The sequence below is a fragment of the Micromonospora sp. CPCC 206060 genome, from assembly GCF_036906895.1.
Taxonomy (GTDB): Bacteria; Actinomycetota; Actinomycetes; order Mycobacteriales; family Micromonosporaceae; genus Micromonospora.
The window spans coordinates 1-25344 of sequence record NZ_JBAKHU010000041.1 but is presented as its reverse complement, the minus strand read 5'-3'; the positions used below and the strand labels follow the sequence as shown (position 1 = coordinate 25344).

The window sequence follows — 25344 nt, the reverse complement described above, 5'->3', positions numbered from 1 at the left end:
ATGGGCGCAGAAGCCGCGCGCGGCATGTCCGCGCCCCCTGAGGTGGTCTTCAACACCGCCACTGACCCCGACCGGGCCACCGCCTGGCTGCCACCCGCGCTGCGCTCCGACGGGCAGTGCCGGCCCGACCGGATGGACGGCGAACTGCGGGCCCGGTGGACCAGTTCCGCGGCTCCCGGCTGGTCGGCGGAGCTGTCCGTACACCCGGGGAACGCCGGTGGCTCCCAGGTCCGGCTGACCCTCGATGCCGGCCCGGACCAGCGGCAACTCGACGGGCTGGCCGAGGAGACGCTGGACAGCCTCGCCCGCGAGGTGGCGGAGAACCTGACCGCTGGGTGAACGGGACGGAGAACCTGACCGCTGGGTGAACGAGGCGGAGAGTTGGGTGAACGGCGGAACATCGACCAGAAGCTAGGGGATCGCGTGACCGATCGTGGCCTGAAGCAGAGAGTGACGCGGTTGCGCCAGGCGTACGCACCGCACGAACACCGGCCGCTCGGTGGGTATCTCGCCGCCATGGGCAGCTACGCCGGGGTGACCGCAGGGCTGGCCACCCTGGTCCGGATCACCGGTCGACCGGTGCCGGAGCGGCCCGCGCCATCCGACGTGGTGCTGCTCGCCATCGCCACGCACAAACTGAGCCGGCTGCTCGCCAAGGACGCGGTGACCAGCCCGCTACGGGCGCCGTTCACCCGGTACGACAAGCCGATCGGTAGCGGCGAGGTGATGGAGCAGGTACGCGACCAGGGCAGTTCCACCCGGCACGCCATCGGCGAGCTGCTGAGCTGCCCGTTCTGCCTCGCCGTCTGGGTCGCCACCGGCCTGACCGGCGGGCTGGTCCTCGCCCCACGCCTCACCCGGCTGGTCGCCACCGCACTGACCGCGGTGGCCGCCGCCGACTTCCTCCATCTCGGGTACGCGATCGCCATGCAGACCGCCGAGCGGCCGGCGCGCCGGGACTGAGACGGCAACAGCGGGGGTACCGGCTCCGGCTGGTACCCCCGCTGTTTTCCGGTCGTCGGCCGGCCCTGGGTCAACGCTGCATGCCGGCCCAGCCCCGAGGTGACTCCGGCTCGCGCACCTCCTCGTCCTCCCCCGTGATCACATCGGAGGCGACGGCGGTCTCCTCGTGCTCGTTGGCGAAATCCGGGTCGGCGTCCGGGGCGAGGGCTGCCGGCGGCTGGCCGAGTACGGGCATCCGTTCTTTTCGTTGCGGGTCATCTCGCTCGGTCATCTGCGGGTCCTCTCGCTCGTCACCGGGCCGTGGTCAGCCGGCGGTACCGCCGAGCAGTTCGGCGACCTCCTCCAGGGCGTACTCCCCTTCGGGAAGTGCGCAGATGCGGGTCAGCAGCTCGGCGGGTACCTCCTGGGCGACCGCGCGGCGCTGGATCTCCGCCTGGGTGACCCGTTCCTGGCCGAGGTAGATGTCGTCCAGCAGGTCGTCCAACTCGCGGGTCGGTGCGTCATCGGTCACGGCGATCAGCTACCCGGGACCGAAACGGTCAAACGTGTACGCAGCCGCCGGTGGTGCCGGCCGGTACCCGCTGGCGCGGTGGGCCCCGTCACTTCGTCGGCATGGAACATCCGCCGCGTGGACCTGGTTGAATGAGGTGTCGGTGTGTCCAGTGTCCCCGGGCCTCACCTAACTGCCTTCGCGGAATACCGTTCGGCTGGAGCCGCGTCGTGCCACTCGCCGAGAGGCGACCTGCACACCGACACCCGTGCCGCCCGGGGCCCAGCCCCGGGCGGCACACTACGTCTCCCGTATCTCTCCCGGCCAGCGGGGCCGACGCGGTCAGGTGTTAGGAAGGGCCCCTTTACCTACCGAAAGCGTTAAGCGGGGGCCCTTCCTTACACCTCAGGCGGGGGTGGTGGCGGCGACCCGGCGGGCTCGGACCGCACCGGCCAGCTCGGTCAGTACCGCCTCGGTCTGCTCCCAGCCCAGGCAGGCGTCGGTGATCGACTGGCCGTAGACGAGTTCGCAGGTCGGGTCGAGGTCCTGCCGGCCGGGTACCAGGAACGACTCCAGCATGATCCCGACGACGCCCCGGCTGCCGGCGGCGAGCTGGGCGGCCACGTCGGCGGCCACCAGCGGCTGACGACGGTGGTCCTTGCCGCTGTTGTCGTGGCTGGCGTCGATCACCACCCGCTCCGGCAGGCCGGCCGCGCGCAGCAGGCCCACGGCGTGCTCCACCGACTGGGCGTCGTAGTTCGGCTCACCGCGCCCGCCGCGCAGCACCAGGTGCCCGTCGGCGTTGCCCCGGGTGTGCAGGATGGCCGGCGTCCCGGACACGTCGATGCCGGGGAAGACGTGCGGTACCCCGGCCGCCCGGATCGCGTCCACCGCGGTGCCGATGCTGCCGTCCGGGCGGTTCTTCATCCCGATCGGCATGGAGAGCCCCGAGGCGAGCTGCCGGTGCACCTGGCTCTCCACCGTCCGGGCGCCGATCGCGCCCCACGCGACGGTGTCCGCGATGTACTGCGGGGTGATCGGGTCGAGGAACTCGCAGCCGACCGGCAGGCCGAGCCGGAGCACGTCCAGCAGCAGGCGCCGGGCGGTACGCAGGCCGGTGTTCACGTCGCCGGAGCCGTCCAGCCCCGGGTCGTTGATGAGGCCCTTCCAGCCGACCGTGGAGCGCGGCTTCTCGAAGTACACCCGCATCACCACGAGCAGGTCGTCGGAGAGCCGTCCGGCCACCTCGCGCAGGCGACCGGCGTACTCCAGGGCGGCGGCCGGGTCGTGCACCGAGCACGGACCGACGACGACCAGCAGGCGGTCGTCCTCGTGGTCCAGTACCCGGCTGACGGCTCGTCGGCCGGCCAGCACCGCGTCGGTCAGTTGTTCGTCGAGGGGCAGTTCGTGGTGCAGCAGGGCCGGGGTGGTCAGCGGGACGACGCGGTCGATCCGCTGGTCGATGACCCGGGTGGGGGAGTGGGACTCGGGGCTCACGGGTGGATTCCTCACCGCCGGCCGTACCCGGGGCCGGCGCCCGGGTCGTCGAGCCGGCTGCTCGTACGCAAAAGGGCAGGAGCGGAAGCTCCTGCCCAGCCGGCTCAGGTCGTGGTGGCGTCAGATCATGGTCGAGCCACCGGCCAGAGCCGGCTGCATAAACCATCGATACGAACGCGCCATGCCGACCAGGTTACCCGACGCAGCGGCAAAAGCTCCCCGGGCCGCCGGCAGATCGTCGCCAGACGTTCATGTGCCTCGATGGAACCATCGGTAATGTCATCGACATATGTCGTTCTCATGGAGGTTGGCATGGACCGTCGCAGTGTCCTGCGCACCACCGTCGCCGCGGCCGGAGGCGCTGTCTTCTCCGGCAGCCTCTGGACCGGGGCGCTGGCCGCTCCGGCCCAGCCCGGGCCGGGTCCGTACGGACCACTCGGGACCGCCGACAGCAACGGGATCCAGCTCCCCGCCGGCTTCACCAGCCGGGTCGTCGCCCGGTCCCGGCAGACCGTTCCGGGTACCTCCTACACCTGGCACGACGCACCCGACGGCGGTGCCTGTTTCGTCGCGGGAACCGGTTGGGTCTATGTCTCGAACTCTGAGATCGCCTCGACCGGGGGTGCCTCTGCGGTGCGCTTCAACGCGGACGGGAGCATCGCCTCGGCGTACCGGATCCTGGGAAACACGAACCGGAACTGCGCCGGCGGCGCGACCCCGTGGGGCACCTGGCTCTCCTGCGAGGAGGTCAGCCTCGGCTACGTCTACGAGACCTACCCGCTGGGCGGGACGGCGGCGGTACGCCGTCCGGCGATGGGCCGGTTCAACCACGAGGCCGCCGCAGCCGACCCGGTCCGGCAGGTGATCTACCTGACCGAGGACGAGTCCACCGGCTGCTTCTACCGGTTCCGGCCGACCACCTGGGGCGACCTCTCCGCCGGCACCCTGGAGGTACTGGTCGCCGGCTCGGCCACCAGCGGCCCGGTGACCTGGGCGCGCGTCCCCGATCCGGACGGCTCGCCCACCTACACCCGCAACCAGGTCTCCGGGGCGAAGCGGTTCAACGGGGGTGAGGGCTGCTGGTACGCCGACGGCACCTGCTGGTTCACCACCAAGGGCGACAACCGGGTCTGGGCGTACGACGCGGTCAACCAGCGGATCGACCTGGTGTACGACGACTCGCTGGTCTCCGGGACCGCCCCACTGACCGGGGTGGACAACATCACCGGGGCCCGCTCGGGCGACCTGTACATCGCCGAGGACGGCGGCAACATGGAGATCAACATCATTACTCCGGACGAGGTGGTCGCGCCGTTCCTGCGGATCACCGGGCAGGGTTCGTCGGAGATCTGCGGGCCGGCGTTCTCGCCGGACGGCACCCGGCTCTACTTCTCCTCCCAGCGCGGCACCTCCGGTTCCTCCTCCGGCGGAATCACCTACGAGGTACGCGGTCCGTTCCGGTCCTGACCGCCCGGCAACGGACCCGTGCCGGTACCGGACACGCGTCGGTATCGGACACGCGTCGGTACCGGCCGGCAACGGGCGTGGCGGAGCAGCCGGTTGGGTATCACCGTCGCATGACGAGTGATCCAGTTGACGACGGGCGGGTCGACTCCCGGGCCGGCCACCTGCTCCCCGAGGAGTTGGCGGTCGGCAGTGACGACCCGCACGCCCAGGCCGAGGCGATCCTGGCCGAGTCGGACCTGCGGGAGGGCGATCCGGGCGCGGCCCCGGACACCTTCCTGGAACGGCGTACCTCCGGTCAGACCGTGACCCCGATCGAAACCCCCGACTGAACCGTCCCCGGTCCGGTCCGGCGGGCCCGCTGCGACCCCCGGTAGGTCAGCATCCGGGCCCGCTGGATCAGACCCGCCGCCCGGTGGGCTCCGGGTCCGGCAGGGCGGGGAGCCTCGGCGCCTCCGGGTCCGGCAGGGCGCCGAGCAGCAACCGGCGGCCACCGGCCCGGTACGACACGATCGTGGTGTACGTCCCGGTGAACGAGCGGCGGGGCAGGGGCAGGTGCCGCAGCAGCGGCCCGGCCGTGCTGGAGGAGACCAGGGCACTGATGCGCCCGGAGCGGCCCGGCCCCGGTGTCCGGCTCCGGGCCGACACACTCGCGTCAGCCCCACCCGGAGGCCGTTGATCGGATAGCGTTCTGGGATGCCCGAGACCGGTTACCCCTGGCCGATCGAGACCACCCGCCTGGACAACGGCCTGCGCGTGGTGGTGAGCGAGGACCGCACCGCTCCGGTGGTCGCGGTCAACCTCTGGTACGACGTCGGTTCCCGGCACGAACCCGCCGGCCAGACCGGCTTCGCCCACCTCTTCGAACACCTGATGTTCGAAGGGTCGGTCAACGTGGCGAAGACCGAGCACATGAAGCTGATCCAGGGCTCCGGTGGCTCGCTCAACGCCACCACCAACCCGGACCGGACGAACTACTTCGACACCGTGCCCGCCGAGCACCTGGGCCTGGCGCTGTGGTTGGAGGCCGACCGGATGGGCGGCCTGGTGCCGGCGCTGACCCAGGAGACCCTGGACAACCAGCGTGAGGTGGTGAAGAACGAGCGGCGCCAGCGCTACGACAACGTGCCGTACGGCGACGCCTGGCTGCGCCTGCTGCCGCTGCTCTACCCGCCGGGGCACCCGTACCACCACGCCACGATCGGCTCGATGGACGACCTGAACGCCGCCGACCTGGCCACCTTCCAGGCGTTCCATGCGATGTACTACGCACCCAACAACGCCGTACTGACCGTGGTCGGCGACACCGACGCCGACGAGGTCTTCGGGCTGGCCGAGAAGTACTTCGGGCGGCTCGCACCGCGCAGCGACATCCCGCCCGCCCCGGACGGCCGGCTGGTCACCGGCACCGGTCGCCCGCTCCGGGAGACGGTGACCGGTGACGTGCCGGCTCCCCGGATCTACCTGGCGCACCGTACGCACCCCTTCGGTACCCCCGACTACGACGTGCTGACCGTGCTCGCCACCATCCTGGGCAGCGGCCGGGGCAGCCGGCTCTACCAGCGGCTCGCCGACGGTGCCCGGCTGGCCCAGCCGGACCTGGTCGGGGCGTACGGGGTCGACCTGGCGCACGCCCCGGCCCCGCTGATCGTCACCGCCGCCGCCCGCCCCGGGGTGACCGCCGAGCAGTTGGAGGCCGGGCTGACCGGGGTGCTCGACGAGATCGCCACCGGCGGGGTGACCGACGCCGAACTGGACCGGGCCAAGGCCCTGCTGACCACCTCCTGGTGGCGGCACCTGTTCACCGTGGACGGCCGGGCGGACACCCTCGGCCGGTACGCCACCCAGTTCGGCGACCCGGCGAAGGCCGCCGAGCGGTTGCCGTCCTGGCTTTCGGTCACCGCCGACCGGGTCGCCGCCGTCGCCGCCGAGGTGCTCGCCCCGCAGGACCGGGTGACCCTGACCTACCTGCCTCAGCAGAAGGCCCGGCCCGAGGAGACGGCCCTGCCCCCGACGACCATCTCGCCCGAGGAGACGGCCCGATGAATCTGATCACCGAGCGTCCGGCACCGGGTGCCGCCCGCCCGTACCGTTTCCCCGAGGTGGTGCGGCGGAGCGTGGCCGGTGGCGACGTGGTCGCGGCGCACCTGCCCGGCCACCGCCTGGCCGTCGCGCTGCTGCTGCTCGACGCGGGTGCCGGCCGCGAGCCGGTGGGCCAGGAGGGCGTCGGCGGGGCGGTCGCCAAGGGGCTGGAGGAGGGCACCATCCTCCGCGACTCGACCGCCTACGCGTTGGCCGTCGAGGGCCTCGGCACCGAGCTGGTGACCTCGCTGGACTGGGACTCCTTCCAGGTGAGCGTGCAGGCGCCGGTGGACCGGTTGCCGGCCGCCGTGGAACTGCTCGCCGAGGCGGTCCGCACCCCCCGGCTCGACCCGGCCGACGTCGAGCGGGTACGCGACGACGAGGCGACCGCGCTGCGGATGGACTGGGCCAACCCGGGCCCGCGCGCCGACGCCGCCCTGCGGGCCGACCTGTTCGGCATCGAGCACCGGCACGGCCGGCCGATGTACGGCGACCCGGACTCGGTCGCCGGCCTGACCGTGGCCGACGTCACCGGGTTCCACGCCGAGTGGCTGACCCGGCCGGGCACCCTGATCATCGTCGGCGACCTGGACCGGGTCGACCTCGACGCGCTCGGCGCGGCGGCGTTCGCCGGTACCCGGCCGGCCACCGTCGCCCCGGCGGAACCCGTCGGCGTGCACATCCGCGACGGCCGGCGGATCATCCTGGTGGACCGGCCCGGCTCGGTGCAGTCGACGCTACGGATCGGGCACCCGGCGCCGCACCGGGCGCACCCCGACCACGTGCCGATGGTGCTCGCCGGCACCGTGCTCGGCGGGGCGTTCACCTCCCGGCTCAACCACCTGATCCGCGAGGTACGCGGCTACACGTACGGCATCCGCGCCGACTTCGGCCTGTCCCGCCGGTTCGGCCGGTTCGCGGCCAGCGCCGGAGTACAGACGGCAGTCACCGTACCCGCCCTGGTCGACACGGTGGGGGAGATCACCCGTACCCAGGCCGAGGGGGTGACCGAGGCGGAGCTGGAGGTGGCCAAGTCCTGGCGGGCCGGCCAGCTCTCCGTCGAACTCCAGAGCCCCCGGGCGATCGCCGGCGCGCTGACCACCCTGGTCGTGCACGGCCTGCCCGACGACTACCACGCGACGCTGCGCCAGCGCCTGCTGGACGCCTCGGTGGCGGAGGTCTCCGCCGCCGCGCAGACGCACCTGCGTGCCGACGGGCTGACCCTGGTGGTCGAGGGGGACGCGGCGCTGATCCGCGACGAGCTGACCGCCAGCGGCCTCGGCGACCTGCTGTAAGGAAGGGCCCCTTATTAACGCTTTCGGTAGAGGAAGGGGCCCTTCTTAACACCTGTCCCCCTGACACCGGCCGGGCTGGGCATGGTCTGGGTCACACTCGGGCCGCTCCCGGTCCGGGCGGTGGGATACGGGTGCCCGCCACCCCGCCGACCTGGGTAGCCTCGCGGTCATGAGGATCGGCATTGTGGGAGCCACCGGCCTGGTCGGCAGCGTGATGCGGCAGGTACTGGCGGAGCGGCAGTTCCCGGCGGAGCAGGTACGTTTCTTCGCGTCCGCCAGGTCGGCCGGGCAGACCCTGCCCTGGCCGGGCGGGGAGATCACCGTGGAGGACGCCGCGACGGCGGACTACACCGGGCTCGACATCGTGCTCTTCTCCGCCGGTAAGGGCACCTCCCTGGCGCTGGCGCCGAAGGTCGCCGCGGCCGGGGCGGTCGTGATCGACAACTCGTCGGCCTACCGGATGGACCCGGAGGTGCCGCTGGTGGTCGCCGAGGTCAACCCGCACGCTGCCGCCGTACGCCCCAAGGGCATCATCGCCAACCCGAACTGCACGACGATGGCCGCGATGCCGGTACTGCGCCCGCTGCACGCCGAGGCCGGGCTGGTCGGCCTGGTCGTCTCGACGTACCAGGCGGTCTCCGGTGCCGGGCTGGCCGGCGTGGCCGAGCTGGACGAGCAGGTCCGCAAGGTCGTCGAGCAGGCCGCCGGGCTGGCCTACGACGGAGCCGCGGTGGAGTTCCCGGCTCCCGGCTCGTTCGTCCGGCCGATCGCCTTCAACGTGCTCCCGCTCGCCGGTTCGATCGTCGACGACGGCTCCGCCGAGACCGACGAGGAGCAGAAACTGCGCAACGAGAGCCGCAAGATCCTGGAGATCCCCGGGCTGAAGGTCTCCGGTACCTGCGTGCGGGTCCCGGTCTTCACCGGTCACTCGCTCCAGATCAACGCCCGGTTCGCCAACCCGATCAGCCCGCAGCGGGCCCGGGAACTGCTCGACGGGGCGCCGGGCGTGGCGCTGTCGGACGTACCCACGCCGTTGCAGGCGGCCGGTCAGGACCCGACGTACGTCGGGCGGATCCGCCGGGACGAGACCGTCGAGCATGGCCTCGCCCTGTTCTGCTCCAACGACAACCTGCGTAAGGGCGCCGCGCTGAACGCGGTACAGCTTGCCGAACTGGTGGCCGCCGAGTCACGCTGAGCATGCCGGGGTCCGGTCCGGCGGAACGCCGCCGGGCCGGAGCCGTGACTGGGTAGGGGGCACCATGGCGGACGACGGGACGACGACCCGGCGGCTGATCGACCTGATCGCCGACGGGCAACTGGGTGTGCTCGCCACCATCAAGCGGGACGGCCGACCGCAACTGTCGAACGTGAGCTACGCCTTCGACCGGGAACGGAACCTGATCCGGGTCTCCATCACCGACGGCCGGGCCAAGACCGCCAACCTGCGTCGTGACCCGCGCGCCAGTTTCCAGGTCAGCACGCCTGACGGCTGGGCGTACGCGGTGGCCGAGGCGCGGGCCGAGCTGAGCCCGGTGGCGACCGACCCGGCCGACCCGACGGTCGAGGAACTGATCGCGCTGTACCGCGCGGTGCAGGGCGAACACCCCGACTGGGACGACTACCGGCGGGCGATGGTCGCGGACCGCCGGCTCGTGCTGCGGCTGCATGTCGAGCGGGTGTACGGGATCCCGCCCCGCGGCTGACCCTGCCCCGCGGCTGACCCTGCTCCCGGCGGCCCGGCGTCGCCGTTACGGCGTCCCGGCGTCCCGGGTGTCGCCGTCCCGGCGTCGCCGTTACCTCTCCGGCTGGTCGGGTAGACCGCGGGTGCCGACACGAGAGGGGAGCAGGTATGACGACCGTCGGAGAGTTCATGACGACCCGGCTGGTGACCATGGACGCCAACGACACGCTCACCGCGGCGGCGCAGGAGATGCGGGACAGTGCCATCGGTGACGTCATCGTCACCGACGGGGACGACGTCATTGGGATCGTGACGGACCGGGACATCACCGTACGTGCGGTGGCCGAGCAGATGGATCCGGCCACCACGCCGTTGAAGCGGGTCACCACCTCGGACGTGGTGACGGTCAGCCAGTACGACGACGCGGTGGCCGCCGCCGACCTGATGCGCACCTACGGGGTACGCCGGCTGCCGGTGATCGAGGACGGCCGACTGATCGGTCTGGTCTCCATCGGTGACCTCGCGGTCGAGCGGGAGCCGCAGTCGGTGCTGGCCGACATCAGCGCGGACGACCCGAACAACTGACCAACCGGTTCCCAGGTGTTAATAAGGGCCCCTTCCTATACCGAAAGCGATAGGAAGGGGCCCTTCCTTACACCGGAGGTGCTCATCCGATTCGGGTGAGGTTGAGCTGCCGGTCGGCGGGGACCCCTGCGGTGACGTCCGGTCGCACCGTACAGAGGGGGACGCCTGATGGGGGAGGCCACCACACGGTTCTTCGAGGACCTGGACCGGCGGGGGTACGAGCCCCGGCTGGAGAAGGCTGCGGGGACCGTGCGCTTCGACTTCCGCGAGGACGCGCACACCGACCACTGGCTGGTCCTCATCGACCACGGCACGCTCAAGGTGACCCGGGCCGAACATGAGGCCGACACGGTGATCAGCACCAGTCCGGAGCTTTTCGACGACATCGCCGTCGGGCGGGAACACGTCATCGCCGCCCTGCTCCGGGGGGACCTGACGGTCACTGGCAACGCCCTGCTGGTGCTCCAGATCGAACGGATATTTCCCGGTTCGCCGGACGCGCGGGGTCCGCGCCGGGACTTCGTCAAGGAGGCGTGCTGATGGCCGAGCATCTGGTCCGCATCCTGGACGGAAACACGTTCGTGGTCTCCGAACCGACCGGGGACATCGAGGCGACACCGGTCGAGCCGGCCGGGCTCTTCTCGATCGACACCCGGTTCCTGTCGAAGTGGGTGCTGACGGTCAACGGTGAGCGGCTGACCTCGCTCTCCTACGACGACCTCCAGTACTACGAGGCGCGTTTCTTCCTGGTGCCGGGGATGGCCACCCACTATGTCGACGCGAAGCTGTCGATCATCCGGGAGCGGGCGGTGGGCGGCAGCTTCCGGGAGCGGTTGACCATCCTCAACCACGACGAGGCGCCGGTCGAGCTGGAGGTCCGGATGGACGTCGGCTCGGACTTCGCCGACCTGTTCCAGGTCAAGGACGAGATCCTGAACAAGAAGGGCGAGATCTACACCGAGGTCGAGGCCGACCGGCTGCGGTTGGGCTACCGGCGGGGCAACTTCCGCCGGGAGACGACGATCACGGCCACCGGTGGGCCCCGGTACGACCGGGACGGTTTCGCGTACTCGATCCGGCTGGAGCCGAACGAGCGGTGGCAGGTCGACATCGACGTGCGGACGGCGGCGGTCGGTCCGGGTGGCCGGGACCTGCGGATCGGGCTCCAGGCGCACGGTCACGAGCGGCTCGCCATGCAACACGACCTGGAGGAGTGGATCGCGGCAGCGCCGAAGGTCAACTGCGAGTGGGAGTCGTTGGCCCGGACGTACAAGCGGAGTCTGGTGGACCTGGCCGCACTGCGCTTCTCGCCGGTCTCGCTGGCCGGGCAGACGCTGCCGGCCGCCGGCCTGCCGTGGTTCATGACCATGTTCGGCCGGGACAGCATCCTGACCTGCCTCCAGACGCTGCCGTTCACCCCGTCGCTGTCGCGCACGACGCTGCGGATCCTGGCCGCCCTCCAGGGCACCCGGTTCGACGACTTCCGCGAGGAGGACCCGGGTCGGATCCTGCACGAGATGCGGTACGGCGAAACCGCCGCCTTCGAGGAGCAGCCGCACTCGCCGTACTACGGCTCGGTGGACGCCACGCCGTTGTTCGTGGTGCTGCTCGACGAGTACGAGCGGTGGAGCGGGGACAGCGCGCTGGTCATGGAGTTGGAGCGGGAGACCCGGGCGGCGCTGAAGTGGATCGACGATTACGCGGACCTGGTGGGTAACGGCTACATCTGGTACGAGCGGCGCAACACCGACACCGGTCTGGAGAACCAGTGCTGGAAGGACTCCTGGGACTCGATCTCCTATCGGGACGGTCGGCTGCCGGGCTTTCCCCGGGCCACCTGCGAGTTGCAGGGGTACGCCTACGACGCCAAGGTCCGGGCGGCCCGGCTGGCCCGGGAGTTCTGGGGTGACCCCGCGTTCGCCGACCGGTTGGAGCGGGAGGCGGCGGAGCTGAAGGAGCGGTTCAACCGGGACTGGTGGGTGGCCGACGGCGAGTACTACGCCCTTGGGCTGGACCCGCAGGGCGGTCGGGTGGACACCCTCTCGTCGAACATCGGCCACCTGCTGTGGAGTGGCATCGTCACCGAGGAGCGGGCGGTGAAGCTCGCCGAACACCTGGTGGGGCCGAGGCTGTTCAGCGGGTGGGGGGTACGCACCCTCGCCGAGGGCGAGGTCCGGTACAACCCGATCGGCTACCACAACGGCACGATCTGGCCGTTCGACAACTCGTTCATCGCCTGGGGGCTGCGCCGTTACGGGTTCACCGAGGAGGCCGCGATCATCGCCCAGGGCATCATCGACGCCTCGGTGTACTTCGACGGCCGGCTGCCGGAGGCGTTCGGCGGGTACCCGCGGGAGCTGACCAAGTTCCCGGTCGAGTACCCGACGGCGTGTAGTCCGCAGGCGTGGTCGACCGGTACGCCGATGCTGCTGATCCGCACCATGCTGGGAATCGAGCCGCATGAGGGGCACCTGGCGGTGGAGCCGGTCCTGCCGGTGGGAATGGGGCGGATCGAGGTGCTGGACATCCCGGGCCGGTGGGGTCGGGTGGACGCCTTCGCCCGGGGCCGGTTGGAGATGGACCGGTTGGGCCGCTGAGGCGGACCGTCGTAGCGGACCTGGGAGTGTCGTACCCGGCGGTGAGGATGGGACAACCCCATCCTCACCGCCGGAAGGTGACCCGCCCGTGTCCGCACTCGTTTCCCCGGTCCACGACGAACGGTCCGCGCTGCTCGGTTATCTCGCCCACCAGCGTCACATGATCCGGGTGACCGCGCACGGGCTCACCGACGAGCAGGCGCGGGCGCCACCCACGGTCAGCGCGTTGAGCGTGGGAGGTCTGGTCAAGCACGTCGCGTCCATGGAACGGTGGTGGATCGATCTCGTCGAGCAGGGTGCGGTGGCCTCCGCCGGGGACTACGAGTCGCAGTTCCGGCTGGCGCCCGGGGAGACCCTTGCCGGCGTGCTGTCCGGGTACGACGAGGTGGCGCGGCGGACCGAGGCGGTGCTGGACGGCATAACCGACCTCGGGCGGCCGGTGCCGGTGCCGCACGAGGTGCCCTGGTTCCCGGCCGACGTCGAGGCGTGGTCCGTGCGCTGGGTGCTGCTGCACCTGATCGAGGAGACCGCGCGGCACGCCGGCCACGCGGACATCGTCCGGGAGGTGGTGGACGGCGCGACGGCGTACCCGCTGCTGGCGGCGGTGGAGCAGTGGCCGGCCACCCCCTGGTTGCAGCCCTGGAGGCCGGCTGACTGAACCTGCCCCATCCCTTACTTGACAACAGTCGTCAAGTGCTTGACGATCTCTGTCAAGAAGGGGGGTGGATCGTGCCACCCAGCGAAGCGGAACTCGCCGCACACCTCACCCGGCTGCTCGACATCCGGCTGCTCGATCCACTGGAGATCCTGCTCGAATCCGACGACGCGGTGACGGCGCTCCGCACCGCCGTCCAGAGCAGGGCCGGCGACTGGGCGCAGCGCATCCTCACCGGTGACGACACCACCGCGCTCGGCGTGACCATCCGACTGGTCGCCACGCTGTATCCCGACGACGGGCCGTTCGCGCCGCCGGTGGACTGGTGGCGCACCCCGCTGGGGCAGGCGCTCGCCTGGCGGGTCGGCCATCCCATTGCGACCTCGGTCTCCTACGCGGTGGCCGGCGCCATGCTCGGCATCACCCGGCAGGGCGTGCACGACCTGGTAACCCGGGGCAAGCTGGCCCGGCACCCGGACGGGGGCGTCATCCCCGCCTCGGTACGGGACCGGCTCCGGGCCCGGGACGGCGGTCCCGCCGTCACACCGGGTACCCGCGACGGCGGCGCCGCCGCGCCGCCCGGTGCCAGAAACGGTGGTCCCGCCGTGCCGGACGCGACGGCCGGTGGGCGGGAAGGGCGGTCCCGTCATGTCTGACACGGTGATCCGCTCCGGGACGGTACCTCTGGCCGTGCGGGACGTCGGTGGTGACGGCCCGCCCCTGCTGCTGCTCCCCGGGGCCGGTGGCAACCTCGCCGGGCTCGTGCCGTTCGCCGGGCTGCTCCGCGCCGCGTACCGGGTGGTCGTCGTCGACCTGCGTGGCCACGGCCGTTCCGGGGACGGCCCGTGGAACTGGGACGCGGTCGACGCGGACCTCGTCGCGGTCGCCACCGAACTACGGCTCGACGCCCCGGCGGTGGTCGGGGTCTCCCTCGGCGGGATGGTGGCCGCGCACTGGGCGGCCCGGCACCCGGAGTGCCCCGGCGCGGTCAACCTCGACGGCAACCCCACCCCGGTCCGTGCCGACCAACTCGTCGGGCTGGATGTCGAGGAGGCGACCGGGGAACTGGCCCGACTGGAGGCGGTCTTCACCACGATGGCCGGGGCGTTCGCGGCGCCACTGACCAGCGAGCAGGTGGCCCAGTTCCGCGACGCCCACCTGGCGATGGTCGCCCGGCACGGTCAGCCGGAGGAGGTCGCGCTCGCCGCCTTCGACCGTAATCTCGTCGTCGACGGGGGCGCGGTGCGCCTCCGACCCGGTCCGGAGGTGCTGGCCCGGGTCCGGGAGCTGATGGCGGAACTCGACCTGGTGCCGCTCTACCGGGACCTGACCGTGCCGCTGCTGCACGTACTGGCCACCGAGGACCTGCCCGAGCAGCGTCCGTTCGCCCGGCTCTACGGGGCGTACCGGCGGGGCCTGGGCGGTCGGCTGGCCGAGGTCGCGGCGGCGAATCCACGGCTGCGGGTACACCCGCTGGCCGGCGCGAGCCACGCGATGGTCGTCGAGTGCCCCGGGCCGCTGGCGGAACTGGTGATCCGGTTCCTCGGTGCGGTCCGCTGACCGGCGCGGGGGCGAACCGGCGCCGCGCGGCGTGACCCGGAAGGGGGAATCCGCCGGTCATCGGGCAGCCGCAGCGATCCTGCCAGATCCGGCGGGGTAATGTCGCGGAATGCCGGAACTCGTGTACCCGCCCGTGATCGCCGCCGCCAAGACGATGTTCCGGGTGCTGGACCTGCGGATCACCGTGGAGGGCGCGCACCACGTACCGCGCAGCGGGGGCGCGGTGATGGCTGCCAACCACGTCAGCTACCTGGACTTCATCTTCTGCGGATTCGGGGCCCAGGAGTCCGGCCGGCTGGTCCGGTTCATGGCGAAGCAGTCGGTCTTCACGAACCGGATCGCCGGCCCGCTGATGCGCGGTATGCGGCACATCCCGGTGGACCGGAACGCCGGTGCCGCCTCCTACGGTGCGGCGCTGCGTGCCCTGCGCGGCGGTGAGGTGGTGGGGGTCTTCCCCGAGGCGACGATCAGCCGCTCGTTCACCGTCAAGGAACTCAAGAGCGGCTCCACCCGGATGGCCAAGGCGGCGCGGGTACCGCTGCTGCCGGTCGCGCTCTGGGGCGGGCAGCGGCTCTGGACGAAGGGGCGCCCACGGACCCTGACCCGTCGGCACGTACCGATCACCATCATCGTCGGGGAGCCGATGAACCCGGCGGACTACCCGGACGCCAACGTGATGAACGCCGACCTGACGGAGCGGCTGTCCGCCCTGGTCGACCGGGCGCAGCGGGAGTACCCGGACACCCCGGCCGGTCCCGACGACGCCTGGTGGCAGCCCGCGCACCTGGGTGGCAGCGCGCCCACCCTGGAGGAGGCCGCCCTGCTGGAGGCGCGGGGCCAGCGGGTCCCGGCCGCCGACCCGGCCGCCGACCCGGCGGCGGACCCGGCCGGCTGACCGCCCGCCCACTGTGGCCAGTCGACGGGCGGACCGGAGGTTGACCGGACCGTTCCGCTACCGGGCGCGATGGTGTCTGCCGTACCGCCCGCCGGAGAGCCACGATCGGGGCATGGCAGGAACAGCACTCGTCGTCATCGACGTCCAGGCGGGTGGATCAGTCGGGTGGGGTGACGTGGGACCAGTCGTTGCCGTCTGCGGAGAGCCAACTCGCGCTGCTCTGCGGCCAGCCCGACTGGGCGTACCCACCCGGCACCGGGACCGCCGAGGCGCCCGGCCCGATGGTCGTCGGTTGCAGACTGTTCCCCCGGTCGGTGCTGGTGAACATCACCGGGTTCTCGTTGGCGTCCAGTCCGGCCTGGACGACCAGCGTCCCGTCGGAGCGGACCGCCGCCGCGATCCGCCGCTCGCCGACCTGCGCGGTGGCGGCGGTCCGCTGCCAGCTCCGGCCGCCGTCGACGCTGCGGTAGATCCGCAACGTCCCGCCGACCCGGCCGACCGCGTACCCGGTCTGCCCGTTGTGACTGGCGATCGCCGGCCCGCCGAAGTCGTCGTCGTTCGACACGAGCTGCTCCGGGAAGGCGTACCGCTGCCAGCTCCGACCACCGTCCCGGCTGACCTCGACCGCGCTGCCGGTGGGCAGTGCGCCGCCGTCGGACCCGTACGTCGCACCGGTGTACCCGCTCACCCAGAGGCCCGCATCGGCGGGGATGCTGTCGACGAACCGGGCGAACCGCAGGGTGGATCGGCGGGCCAACTGGAGCACGTCCCCGGTGGACGGGTCGACGGTGATCAGCGCGTCCAGGTCCGGGCCGGGCATCCGGTCCGGTACCCGGGCGTTGGCCGGTAGCGCGGGCACCTGTCGCAGCTCCGCCCGGCGCCAGGTCAATCCCCCATCGACGCTGGTCAGCCAGAAGGACTCACCCGGCTGGAAACCGTCGCCGAGCCGGGTCTGGGTGTGGGCCTGGGCGACCAGGCTCCGGGGACCGGTGGCGTGCAGGACCACCAGCGAGTTGACCGGTACCGGCAGCGGGACCCGTTGCCAGGTGTGGCCCCGGTCGGCGCTGACCGCCACCCCGAGGGCGCAGTCCCCGTCCTGGCAGTCGTTGTAGCGGACGTACAACCGGTCCAGGTCACCGGCCTGCATCGGGCCGTACTTGATCTGCCGCCCGGGAGCCTGCGCCCGGGCCGAGGCGGACGGGTCGGGGACGGGCAGGAACTCCGGCGTGGGCTTCGGATCGTCCGCCGGGGGCAGGGCGTGGCGGGCCGGTAGCTGCGCGACGGCCACCCCACCGCTGGCCAGGACCGCTACGGCGGTCACCACCGCTGCGCCGATCCGGGTACGACGGCGTCGGCGCGCCCGGTGTACCACGTCCGCGAAGTGCGGCTTGAATGCGGCCTGGGCGGCGCTGTCCAGCCCACTGAAGTCGAGTTCAGGCATGGCGGATCCCCCGATCCCTGGTGCTGGCGACGAGGGCGCCGGCCGGATCTCCCGTCTCGGCCAGGTCGGTGGCCAGCGCCCGCCGGCCCCGGACCAGCCGGGTCTTGACCGCCTCGACCGAGCAGCCCAGCGCCTGGGCGACGTCGGCCACCGGCAGGTCGGCGAGGTGGTGCAGCACCACCGTCTCCCGGGTCGCGCGGGGCAGCCGCTGCAACGCGGCGACCAGCACGACGTGGTCCGGCGAGAGTTCCGGTACGCCCCGATCCGCCGGTGTCAGCCGCCCGCTGCGGACCAGCCGGTCGAACACCGCCCGCCGCCGGTACCGGGAGCGCGCCACGTTCAGCGCGATCGTGCGTAACCATGCCTCGGGGTTGTCCACCTGGCGCAGTCGGCCCGGCCGGGCGAGTACCCGGACGAACGCCTCCTGCACTGCGTCCTGCGCCTCGGCGTAGTCCCCGGTCACCGCGAAGAGCTGGGCCACGAGGCGGGCCGCCGAGGCGGCGTACACCTCCTGGACCTGGGCCTGTCCGTCCACATCGTTCCCTCCCGTTTCCGTCGGTTCACCTGGTACGACCGACGGCTGGGCGTTCCGGTGACACCCTGGGCCGAGTCGGGGAGGCGACCCTCGGAAGGCGGCCGGGGACAGCGCCATCACCAGGGTGGACAGGAAGAAATCTGTCGGACTGCGATGGTAGAGGTAACTGGCTGGTGACGGTGGGCGTCGCCGGACGGGTGAGGAGAGTGGCGTGGCGACGTACGTGTTGATTCCCGGTGCCGGAGGCGCCGCCTGGACCTGGCACCGGCTTGCGGCGGAGCTGCATGCCCGGGGGCAGGAGGCGATCGCGGTCGACCTGCCCGCCGACGACGACGCGGCCGGCCTCGACGAGTACGTTGCCGCCGTCGTCCGGGCGGTCGGTGACCGTACCGACCTGATCGTGGTGGCCCACTCGTTCGGCGGGTTCACCGCGCCACTGGTCTGCGAACGGCTGCCGGTACGACTGCTGGTGCTGCTCAGCGCGATGATTCCGGTGCCCGGCGAGCCGCCGGCACAGTGGTGGGACAACACCGGTTACGAGCAGGCCCGGCGCGAGCAGGCCGACCGGGGTGGCGTGGCCGCCGACGCGGACCTGGCGGCCACCTTCTTCCACGACGTGCCACCGGAGGTGGTCGCCGAGGCCGCCCACCATCACCGGGACCAGTCCATGACCCCGGCCGAGAAGCCGTGGCCGTTGCCGGCCCGGCCGGAGGTGCCGACCCGGTTCCTGCTCTGCCGCGACGACCGGTTCTTCCCCGCCGACTTCATGCGCCGGGTGGTCCGGGAGCGGCTGGGCATGGTGCCCGACGAGATGGCCGGTGGGCACCTGGTGATGCTCAGCCGGCCGGCGGAGCTGGCCGATCGGCTGGAGGCGTACCGGCTGGCGACGCAGTCCACCGCCGACCGCTGACCACCGCCGACTGCGGACCACTGCTGACTGCTGGCCACCGTCGTCCGCCCGACACACGGCGCTGCCGGTGCCGGCACGTCAGTGCCGGCACCGGCAGCGGGTCCGTACGTCCGCCGTCCTCGTCCGGGTCAGCCGCCGCAGGACGCGTTGCGGCAGGTCACCTCGATCTCGTAGAGCCGCGCCCGGTCGTCCCGGCTGCCGAGCACGTCGAGACGCACCGCGGTCGCCCGGACCGGTGCGAAACTGTGGCTGGTGACCGTGGTCGAGTTCCCGGTGACCTCGGCCAGTACCCGCCAGGCACCGTCGACCAGACCGGAGATCCGGTACGAGGTGAGTTCGTACCCGCCGTACTGGTGGAGCTGCACAGTGTCGATCGGCTCCACACCGGCGAACCGGACCTCCAACCAGTGGCTGTCGGCCGGGTCGGTGATCCAGCGGCTGCCGGCGCTGCTGCGGTTGCCGTCGATGACGTTGCGCGGCACGTACTGCTGCCACCAACCGGACGCGGTGACCGTCGCACCCTCGGATTCCAGCGCCACGTTGCGCCACACCGCGTTGACCGTCGAGGTCGCCCCGGCGGTCAACTGCCGGGACCGGGTCGGCGCGGAGGTGTGCGTGGCGTTGACCGTGACCGTGCCGCTCTGCCCGGCGGCGAGCTGCCGGACCCCCACGGTCAACGGGATCTCCCGTACCTCGAACGGCGCGAGCCGTACGTCGGTGGGCTGCGGGACGACCCAGCCCGCAGGGGCGCTGGTGCTGACCCGCGCGGTCACCGGTGCGCCGAAGTCGTTACGGACCACCGTGGTCAACGGGGCGTCCACGTCGGACTCCGGCCGGACAGTGGTCCGCGACGGCAGGGACGAGACAGTGATCAGCGAGTCACGGTCGGCGGGGGCGGTGCTCAGCGCGAGGGTGGGGAAGGCCTCCAGTTCCTGGTACCGGGGCCAGGCCAGCCCCAGGGTCCACGACTCCAGCCGGTGTACCACGGCGGTGATCTCGTCCGTGCCGTCGCTGCCGGCCCGCACCGGGGTGCCGGCGAACTCGTCGGCGAAGAGCCGGTCGGCCAGCGGTCGGGCCCGTTCCACGGCGAGTTGGTTGGCGCCCTCGAAGACCTTCGTCATGTACTGCGGATCGTCGCCGTTGTTCCGGGCGTACGCCTGGACCTGGCTGAGCACCTGGTTGCGGTAGAGATCGGTGTGCGCCAGTTCCTGGAGGGTCAGTTCGACGTGCGCGGTGGCGGCGCCCAGCAGGATGGCCCGGCGGGCCTGCTGAACGGGCTCACCCACCGCTGTGCCCGGCACACCCGGCAGCGTGCCGGTCCGGCTGGCCTGGAGCAGCGCCGCGCGGACCACCGACTGGGAGATCGACAGCCCGATGTTCCAGCCCGACCAGCCGGCCAGCTCCCCGAAGCGGATCCGGGGGGCGAGCAGCGAGCGCAGTTCGGCGTCCACCTTGCCGGCGAAGGCGTCGTCGCCGACCGCGACGAGCCGGCCCCGGGCCACCGCGTCGTGGATCCGGTCGGCGAACGGTTCCAGCCGGCCGCCGCCGGCCGTGTTCGCCATCAGCAGGATGTCCGCGTCCGGGCTGTCGACGGTCCGGGCGCCGAGGGTACGCAGGTATTCCCCGACCAGCGTGGCGTAGGGAATGTCCTGGTAGGGCGCGATCCACTGGTCACCGGGGGTACGGGACCACTCGATGTCGACCGTCGGAGTGGCACCGAGCCGTTGGGTGACGTGCCTGGCCACCAGCAGGGCGCCGAGGATGTCCGCGCCCGGGTAGATCTTGACCCGGTCCCCGACGCCGAGTTCCGCCACGAGTGCGGCCAGGCCCTCCTTCTCCAGGCGGTGCGGGCCGTACTCGGTGGCGTCGTCCTGCCCGAGGATCAGGTAGTCGATGGTGCCGTCCGCGACCCGTTTGACCATGTCCCGGTTGATCTGGTTGTTACGGGCCCGGGCGCACAGGTAGTCCGCCTTGACCTCCGCCGGGATCTCGGCGGCGACCTGCTCGTACTCGGCCCGCAGGTCCTCCCGGCCGAGGTTCACCACCTGGTCGGACAGGATCGCCCAGCGGCGGATCGGACCGGAGTGGATCCCGGGGTAGGAGCTGGTCGGTTCGATGGTGAGGCGCATGATCACGTCGAACGCGTAGAGCGGCTTGTCGGGGTTGTTGCGTTTCACCTCGTCCAGCACGGTGAGCCGCCGTTGGGCGTCGGCCAGGCTGGTACCGCAGGACCGGGAGGCGACCAGTCCGCCGTAGGCGAGCATCGGGGCCGCGACGACCGAACCGTCCGCGCCTGCGGCGGCGTTGCGCCACCAGGCGCCGACCGCCTCGCTGTCGCCGTAGGTCTGGAATTCGCCGAGCAGGTTGGTCGGGGGTGTGAGCGCCCGGTGGCCGCCGGCCTCGGCGACCGCGACCGGGGTGTACGAGGTGAACGGCCGGTCGTCCAGCGGTACGACGGCGAGCTGACCCAGGTTGTCCGGTGGGCTGGCGGAGGCGGCCGGGGTGGTGATGGGAAGGATGGCGGCGAGGGTGAGGGTGAGGGCGGTTGTGGCGAGCACGCTGATGGTGCGGCGCATCGGTTCTCGATTCTTCCGGGTCGGTGCAGGGGGCGTCATCGGGTGCCGGCGTAGCCGACCGTCTTGAGGATGCCGAGCCCGTTGTGGGCGACCGGGAGGCTGGTGTAGGTGGTGTAGCGGCCCGAGACGGCGGTGGCTGCGGCGCTGGCGCCGTTGACCTGGTGTTCGTAGTCGTAGAGACCGGCCAGTGCCGGCGAGGAGTGCGGCGAGCAGTACCGACCGCGCCCTCACTGCTGACCCCGGTGCAGGACGATCCGGGGCTCGGCGGCGATCTCGCCGGTGCGGTTCCAGGGCAGGTACATGTGCCACGCGTCGAGCCGGTCCACCCGGGCCGTCACCGGGGCCCGGCCGTCGCTGCCGAGGGCGAGCGGGACACCGGCGAACTGCTCGGCGAACAGCTTCTCGGCGTGCGGCGTGGTGTTGTCGACGGCGTACGCGTTGATCTCAGGGAAGTAGGTCCTGATGTTCTGCGGGTCGGGCTCGCCCAGGGCGGACGCGTGGGCGGTGGTGGCGTCCCGGACGTTGTTGCGGTACGAGTCGGTCTGTACCCACTCGGAGACCGACAGCTCGACGCTGGCCTGTGCCGCGTCGTGCAGGAGCGCCCGCCGGGCCGCCAGGACCGGCTCACCGACGGTGGCCGCTGCGCCCGGTGTCAGGTCACCCCGGGCCGAACGCTGGAGCAGCGCCCAGCGAAACAGGGACTGGGCGATGCTGATGCCGATGTTCCAGCCGGAGTAACCGGCCAGTTCGGCGTAGCGGATCCGGCCGTTGAGCAGGGGCAGCAGCCGTGGGTCCGCGGACGACCCGTACCGCCTCCAGTCGGGCGAGGACCTCCTCTTCCGGCACCGAACTGTTGCGCGAGTTGAGCAGGCCACCGTAGGCGAGCATCGGCAGCGCGAGGACCAGGGCGTCCGCCTGGCCGGTTGAGCTGGTCAGCCACTGTCCGACGGCCCGGCCGTCGCCGGGGGTGAAGTGCCGTCCGAGGGTGGCGCGCGGCGGCAGCACAGTGTGGTAGCCGGCGCCGGTGGCGATCTGCTGCGGGGCGTACCAGGTGTAGGGGCGGTCGTCGAGCGGTACCAGACCGATCGTGCCGAGCCGGGTGGCTTCCAGAGTGTCGGCGCGGGCCGGGAGGCTGACGGCGGTGAGACCGGCACCGGTGAAGCCGGCGAGACCCGCAGCGCGGAGGAGACTGCGTCGAGACAGGGCAGGATCAGGCACTTCGGCTCCTTGCGGGGGTGGGGGTTTGCTGAGTCTTGAAGCAGGCCATGCCCCGGGTCAAGGCTTTCGGAGTCAGTAATACGAATTACTCCACGGGCTGGTCCTTGACGTCCGCTGGGATGGGCGGGCAGCATCCCAGCGACACCGCTCACTACCGGAGAGGCGACCGATACCCGTGGCCGCAGCACGTGGGAGGCTGACCCAGCGCGAGATCGCCCGGACGGCCGGAGTGAGCCAGACGACGGTGTCTCTCGTGCTCAACGACCGGTGTGAGGCCGCCTGGAACATCGCGCCGGAGACCCGGGAACGGGTGCTGCGCGTCATCCGCGAGACGGGGTACGTGGCCGACCCGCTCGCCCGGCGCCTGCTGCGGCAGCACAACCAGATTCTCGGCGTCTTCACCTACGAGCCGGTCTTCCCCAGCACCAGCGCCAACTTCTACCACCCGTTCCTGCTGGGCATCGAGGCCTGCGCCGAGAAAATCGGATGCGACCTGCTGCTGTTCACCAGCGCCCCGGCGGTCGGGGGTAGCCGGAGGATCTTCCACGACAACAGCCGCATCCGGCTCGCGGACGGTTGTGTGCTGCTCGGCCGGGAGATCCCCCGGGACGAACTGGCCCGGATGGTCGCCGGGGAGATGCCGTTCGTGTCCGTCGGCCGGCGCGAGGACGCGTACCTGGAATCCGGCGCGGGCGGCGCAGTGCCCTACGTGGGCGCGGACTACGCCCGGGCCACCGCAGCCCTGGTCGACCGTGCGGTGGGCCTCGGCCACCGGGTCATGGCCTACGTCGGGGCCGGTACCGGTGCCGAATCCGCCGTCGACCGCCTGGCCGGCTTCACCGGGGCGGTCGGCGCGGCCGGGGCCGAGGGCCGACACGAACCGGTTGCCGGACGTTCGTCGGGCGAACTGCTCGATGTGCTCCTCCCGGCCGGGGTCACCGCCGTGTTCTGCGAGGAACTCGTCGAGGCGGTGGCGCTGACCGCCGCTGCCCGGGCCCGGGGTATCTCCGTACCGCAGCAGTTGTCCGTGCTCGCCCTCGGTGATCCCACCCGGCAGGCCGACACCGACACCGACACCGAGTTCACCGGCTTCCACATTCCCCGGGAGGACATGGGCTGGCAGGCGATCGAGGTGCTCGACAGCATCCTGAACGGCAGCGGCAGCGACCATCAGCGGCTGCTGCCGTGCCTGCTGGTCGAGGGGGAGACCCTAGCCGATGTCCCTCCCGGACGGTAGACGGAGCGGTCGTCGGGAGGTGGCGCGGCTGAAGCATGATGTCGCGCATGTTCAACGTGAGAGCCGGTCACGGTCACCGGCATGACCATGTCTGCGTCGGCGACTGCAGGCACGACCAGCACCACCACGGCCGCAAGAAGAAGAAAAAGAGCCACCTCGACGGCTGCGACGGATGCAGCGGCTGTGACCACTGCGACGGCCCGGACTGCTGTGACTTCGGGCTCTTCTCCACGTTGTTGATGTTCGGTGCGGGGGTGGCGTCGGTGACCCGGGTGCCGGTGGTGGACCGGGCGGGTACGGCGGCGATCCGGGGGTACCGGCGGTGGTTGTCGCCGCACTGGCCGGGGGAGTGTCGGTTCACGCCGACGTGCGGGGTGTACGGGCTGGCGGCGGTGGAGCGGTACGGGCTGGCGGTGGGTGGTCGGATGGCGGCAGACCGGGTGCGTCGGTGTCGTCCGGGGGTGTCGCGGGGCACCCACGACCCGGTGCGCTGACCGCACTGACCGTGCCCGGCATGGTCCGGTGTGAAGACGGGGTGGGGCCGGGTGGTCAGCCGGTGACCGGTGCGGCGGTGCCGTTCCGCGCGACGGTCACCGGCTGACGAGGGTTGTCACCACCAACGGGTACGGCACAGGTGGGTGGTGGAGGCGGTGTCGCTGCCCGACGCGTCGGAGACGACCACCTTGATGGTGGCGGAGGTGCCCGGGGTGCACAGCACGCTCATCGACGGGAGGTTGTCGTTCTGCACAGAGTGGACGTCGTTGACGTACCACCGGATGGAGACCGGGTCGACCGCACCGGAGTAGCCGGTGTAGCAGGCGTAGATGCTGGAGCCGGAGCTACAACCGAGGGCACCGATCTCCGGTGCGGCGAAGGCCGCGCTCGCCGGTGCGAGCGTCGCCGCCATGGCCCCGGTCAGGGCCAGGGCGAAACCGGCGGCGCGCTTCTTCGATGACACTGATGACATTCGACCTCCAGGTCACTAAACAGTGAATGCCTATTCCATAGGCCGCCATTGATCGTACTGACGCCACTGTGGAGTTCAACCCGTCGCTATGGTGGTCGGGGGTCGAGAATTGAATAGGGGTCACTAGGGGTATTGGCCGGGTATCGGGCCGGCGGTACGAGGGCGGGCCGAGCAGTTCCGGAGGAGCGGGGCTGGCCTGCGGAATCGCGCCGTGATGAACCGGAGTAGGTAGGGGCGTCCACTGTTGTTGCATTCTCTGATCCGGCTGTGACCCGTTGAGGTATCGCTATTCCGTCGTTTCCCGCCGGGCTCGGCGAAACGGAAAGGTGATCGGCGGCGCGATAATCCGGTGGTGACTGGTCAGGTGCTCGTCGGCGGGTCGGCTTGACCTGGGTCGTTCGGGTTGGATCATGGTTGGGTGTCCGGAACGCCGTCCATCGTGGAGCTGCTTGAGCGGCTTGCCCGGTTGGAGGCCCGGGTTCTTGAGTTGGAGCGGGACAACGCCGGGTTGCGGCGGGAAAACGCGGTGTTGCGGGCGGAGAACGCGGATCTGCGGGCTCGGCTCGGGCAGGACTCGTCGAACTCGTCGCGGCCGCCGTCGTCGGATGGGCTGGCCAAGCCGGCGCCGAGGTCGTTGCGGGCGCGTTCGGGTCGGCGGCCGGGTGGGCAGCCTGGTCATGAGGGTCGCACGTTGCG

28 protein-coding genes and 1 pseudogene are annotated in these 25344 nt (G+C 71.6%); 19 read left to right on the top strand and 10 right to left on the bottom strand.

From position 1 onward, the window contains the following. Both V6U90_RS22490 and V6U90_RS22485 read left to right on the top strand, forming a co-directional pair. The gene (locus V6U90_RS22490) at positions 1-339 is read left to right on the top strand and encodes a hypothetical protein (RefSeq protein WP_334440037.1); all 339 of its coding nucleotides are present in this window, start codon (positions 1-3) and stop codon (positions 337-339) included. Between the two features lie 84 nt (positions 340-423). Further along, complete coding sequence (locus V6U90_RS22485; RefSeq protein WP_334440034.1) at positions 424-963, top strand: DUF1360 domain-containing protein; 540 nt, start codon at positions 424-426, stop codon at positions 961-963. A gap of 70 nt (positions 964-1033) precedes the next feature. Here the strand turns inward: V6U90_RS22485 and V6U90_RS22480 are convergent, their stop codons facing one another. The 3 genes from V6U90_RS22480 to V6U90_RS22470 form a co-directional block, all read right to left on the bottom strand. Then, positions 1034-1234 (bottom strand): hypothetical protein, encoded by a 201-nt coding sequence (locus V6U90_RS22480; protein WP_334440125.1) that lies wholly within the window; start codon positions 1232-1234, stop codon positions 1034-1036. A 33-nt stretch (positions 1235-1267) separates the two neighbouring features. Further along, positions 1268-1474 carry a hypothetical protein gene (locus tag V6U90_RS22475; RefSeq protein WP_334440032.1) on the bottom strand — a complete coding sequence of 69 codons (207 nt, stop codon included), beginning with the start codon at positions 1472-1474 and terminating at the stop codon, positions 1268-1270. A gap of 384 nt (positions 1475-1858) precedes the next feature. After that, positions 1859-2950, bottom strand: a complete 1092-nt coding sequence (locus V6U90_RS22470; RefSeq protein ID WP_334440029.1) for a 3-deoxy-7-phosphoheptulonate synthase — start codon at positions 2948-2950, stop codon at positions 1859-1861. Positions 2951-3262: 312 nt separating this feature from the next. On the opposite strand from V6U90_RS22470, the gene V6U90_RS22465 reads away from it, so the two are divergent. Beyond that, positions 3263-4417 carry an alkaline phosphatase PhoX gene (locus V6U90_RS22465; RefSeq protein WP_334440025.1) on the top strand — a complete coding sequence of 385 codons (1155 nt, stop codon included), beginning with the start codon at positions 3263-3265 and terminating at the stop codon, positions 4415-4417. Between the two features lie 110 nt (positions 4418-4527). After that, a complete protein-coding gene (locus tag V6U90_RS22460) occupies positions 4528-4746 on the top strand; it encodes a hypothetical protein (RefSeq protein WP_334440023.1) in 219 nt (72 codons plus the stop codon). Positions 4747-4813: 67 nt separating this feature from the next. Here V6U90_RS22460 and V6U90_RS22455 read toward each other — a convergent pair whose 3' ends face one another. Then, complete coding sequence (locus tag V6U90_RS22455) at positions 4814-5062, bottom strand: hypothetical protein (protein ID WP_334440020.1); 249 nt, start codon at positions 5060-5062, stop codon at positions 4814-4816. A 48-nt stretch (positions 5063-5110) separates the two neighbouring features. On the opposite strand from V6U90_RS22455, the gene V6U90_RS22450 reads away from it, so the two are divergent. The 11 genes from V6U90_RS22450 to V6U90_RS22400 all read left to right on the top strand — a co-directional run bounded on the left by V6U90_RS22450 (position 5111) and on the right by V6U90_RS22400 (position 15764). Further along, positions 5111-6460: a M16 family metallopeptidase gene (locus V6U90_RS22450; RefSeq protein WP_334440017.1), complete on the top strand. Its 1350-nt coding sequence runs from the start codon at positions 5111-5113 to the stop codon at positions 6458-6460. Next, positions 6457-7791 (top strand): M16 family metallopeptidase, encoded by a 1335-nt coding sequence (locus tag V6U90_RS22445; protein ID WP_334440015.1) that lies wholly within the window; start codon positions 6457-6459, stop codon positions 7789-7791. Before V6U90_RS22450 ends, V6U90_RS22445 begins: the two co-directional genes overlap by 4 nt. 169 nt (positions 7792-7960) lie before the next feature. After that, positions 7961-8986 carry an aspartate-semialdehyde dehydrogenase gene (locus tag V6U90_RS22440; protein ID WP_334440012.1) on the top strand — a complete coding sequence of 342 codons (1026 nt, stop codon included), beginning with the start codon at positions 7961-7963 and terminating at the stop codon, positions 8984-8986. 64 nt (positions 8987-9050) lie between these two features. Then, entirely contained in the window at positions 9051-9494 is a 444-nt protein-coding gene (locus tag V6U90_RS22435; protein WP_334440009.1) for a PPOX class F420-dependent oxidoreductase, read from the top strand. A 146-nt stretch (positions 9495-9640) separates the two neighbouring features. Then, entirely contained in the window at positions 9641-10057 is a 417-nt protein-coding gene (locus V6U90_RS22430; RefSeq protein WP_334440006.1) for a CBS domain-containing protein, read from the top strand. 168 nt (positions 10058-10225) lie between these two features. Further along, positions 10226-10597: an SCP2 sterol-binding domain-containing protein gene (locus tag V6U90_RS22425; protein WP_334440003.1), complete on the top strand. Its 372-nt coding sequence runs from the start codon at positions 10226-10228 to the stop codon at positions 10595-10597. After that, complete coding sequence (locus V6U90_RS22420; RefSeq protein WP_334440001.1) at positions 10597-12654, top strand: amylo-alpha-1,6-glucosidase; 2058 nt, start codon at positions 10597-10599, stop codon at positions 12652-12654. Before V6U90_RS22425 ends, V6U90_RS22420 begins: the two co-directional genes overlap by 1 nt. Before the next feature lie 88 nt (positions 12655-12742). Next, positions 12743-13312 carry a DinB family protein gene (locus V6U90_RS22415; protein WP_334439999.1) on the top strand — a complete coding sequence of 190 codons (570 nt, stop codon included), beginning with the start codon at positions 12743-12745 and terminating at the stop codon, positions 13310-13312. A 71-nt stretch (positions 13313-13383) separates the two neighbouring features. Next, positions 13384-13965 carry a hypothetical protein gene (locus tag V6U90_RS22410; protein WP_334439996.1) on the top strand — a complete coding sequence of 194 codons (582 nt, stop codon included), beginning with the start codon at positions 13384-13386 and terminating at the stop codon, positions 13963-13965. After that, positions 13958-14869, top strand: coding sequence for an alpha/beta fold hydrolase (locus V6U90_RS22405; protein ID WP_334439993.1), 912 nt, complete (start codon positions 13958-13960; stop codon positions 14867-14869). The genes V6U90_RS22410 and V6U90_RS22405 overlap by 8 nt, the downstream gene beginning before the upstream one ends. Positions 14870-14978: 109 nt before the next feature. Further along, positions 14979-15764, top strand: coding sequence for a lysophospholipid acyltransferase family protein (locus V6U90_RS22400; protein ID WP_334439990.1), 786 nt, complete (start codon positions 14979-14981; stop codon positions 15762-15764). Between the two features lie 157 nt (positions 15765-15921). Here V6U90_RS22400 and V6U90_RS22395 read toward each other — a convergent pair whose 3' ends face one another. Together V6U90_RS22395 and V6U90_RS22390 are read right to left on the bottom strand one after the other, a co-directional pair. After that, positions 15922-17205 carry a hypothetical protein gene (locus tag V6U90_RS22395; protein ID WP_334439988.1) on the bottom strand — a complete coding sequence of 428 codons (1284 nt, stop codon included), beginning with the start codon at positions 17203-17205 and terminating at the stop codon, positions 15922-15924. After that, complete coding sequence (locus V6U90_RS22390; RefSeq protein WP_334439985.1) at positions 17198-17740, bottom strand: sigma-70 family RNA polymerase sigma factor; 543 nt, start codon at positions 17738-17740, stop codon at positions 17198-17200. Before V6U90_RS22390 ends, V6U90_RS22395 begins: the two co-directional genes overlap by 8 nt. A 211-nt stretch (positions 17741-17951) precedes the next feature. Between V6U90_RS22390 and V6U90_RS22385 the strand changes: the two genes are divergently transcribed. After that, positions 17952-18650, top strand: a complete 699-nt coding sequence (locus V6U90_RS22385) for an alpha/beta fold hydrolase (protein ID WP_334439982.1) — start codon at positions 17952-17954, stop codon at positions 18648-18650. Positions 18651-18778: 128 nt separating this feature from the next. Here the strand turns inward: V6U90_RS22385 and V6U90_RS22380 are convergent, their stop codons facing one another. The 3 genes and pseudogenes from V6U90_RS22380 to V6U90_RS33970 all read right to left on the bottom strand — a co-directional run. Further along, on the bottom strand, positions 18779-21226 hold the full coding sequence (locus V6U90_RS22380; protein WP_334439980.1) for a DUF4127 family protein: 2448 nt from the start codon (positions 21224-21226) through the stop codon (positions 18779-18781). A gap of 227 nt (positions 21227-21453) precedes the next feature. Beyond that, the gene (locus V6U90_RS22375; protein WP_334439978.1) at positions 21454-22101 is read right to left on the bottom strand and encodes a DUF4127 family protein; all 648 of its coding nucleotides are present in this window, start codon (positions 22099-22101) and stop codon (positions 21454-21456) included. Beyond that, positions 22096-22444 (bottom strand): annotated as a pseudogene (locus V6U90_RS33970) (DUF4127 family protein); the annotation flags it as partial. The pseudogene V6U90_RS33970 and the gene V6U90_RS22375, both read right to left, overlap by 6 nt. Positions 22445-22619: 175 nt before the next feature. Between V6U90_RS33970 and V6U90_RS22370 the strand changes: the two are divergent. Both V6U90_RS22370 and yidD read left to right on the top strand, forming a co-directional pair. Beyond that, entirely contained in the window at positions 22620-23681 is a 1062-nt protein-coding gene (locus V6U90_RS22370) for a LacI family DNA-binding transcriptional regulator (RefSeq protein WP_334439976.1), read from the top strand. A 47-nt stretch (positions 23682-23728) separates the two neighbouring features. Next, positions 23729-24175 (top strand): membrane protein insertion efficiency factor YidD, encoded by a 447-nt coding sequence (gene yidD, locus V6U90_RS22365; protein WP_334439974.1) that lies wholly within the window; start codon positions 23729-23731, stop codon positions 24173-24175. A 116-nt stretch (positions 24176-24291) separates the two neighbouring features. Here yidD and V6U90_RS22360 read toward each other — a convergent pair whose 3' ends face one another. Next, positions 24292-24639 (bottom strand): hypothetical protein, encoded by a 348-nt coding sequence (locus V6U90_RS22360; protein ID WP_334439971.1) that lies wholly within the window; start codon positions 24637-24639, stop codon positions 24292-24294. A 445-nt stretch (positions 24640-25084) separates the two neighbouring features. On the opposite strand from V6U90_RS22360, the gene V6U90_RS33965 reads away from it, so the two are divergent. Then, on the top strand, positions 25085-25344 hold a 260-nt coding region (locus tag V6U90_RS33965), incomplete at its 3' end, for a DUF6444 domain-containing protein (RefSeq protein WP_442933649.1).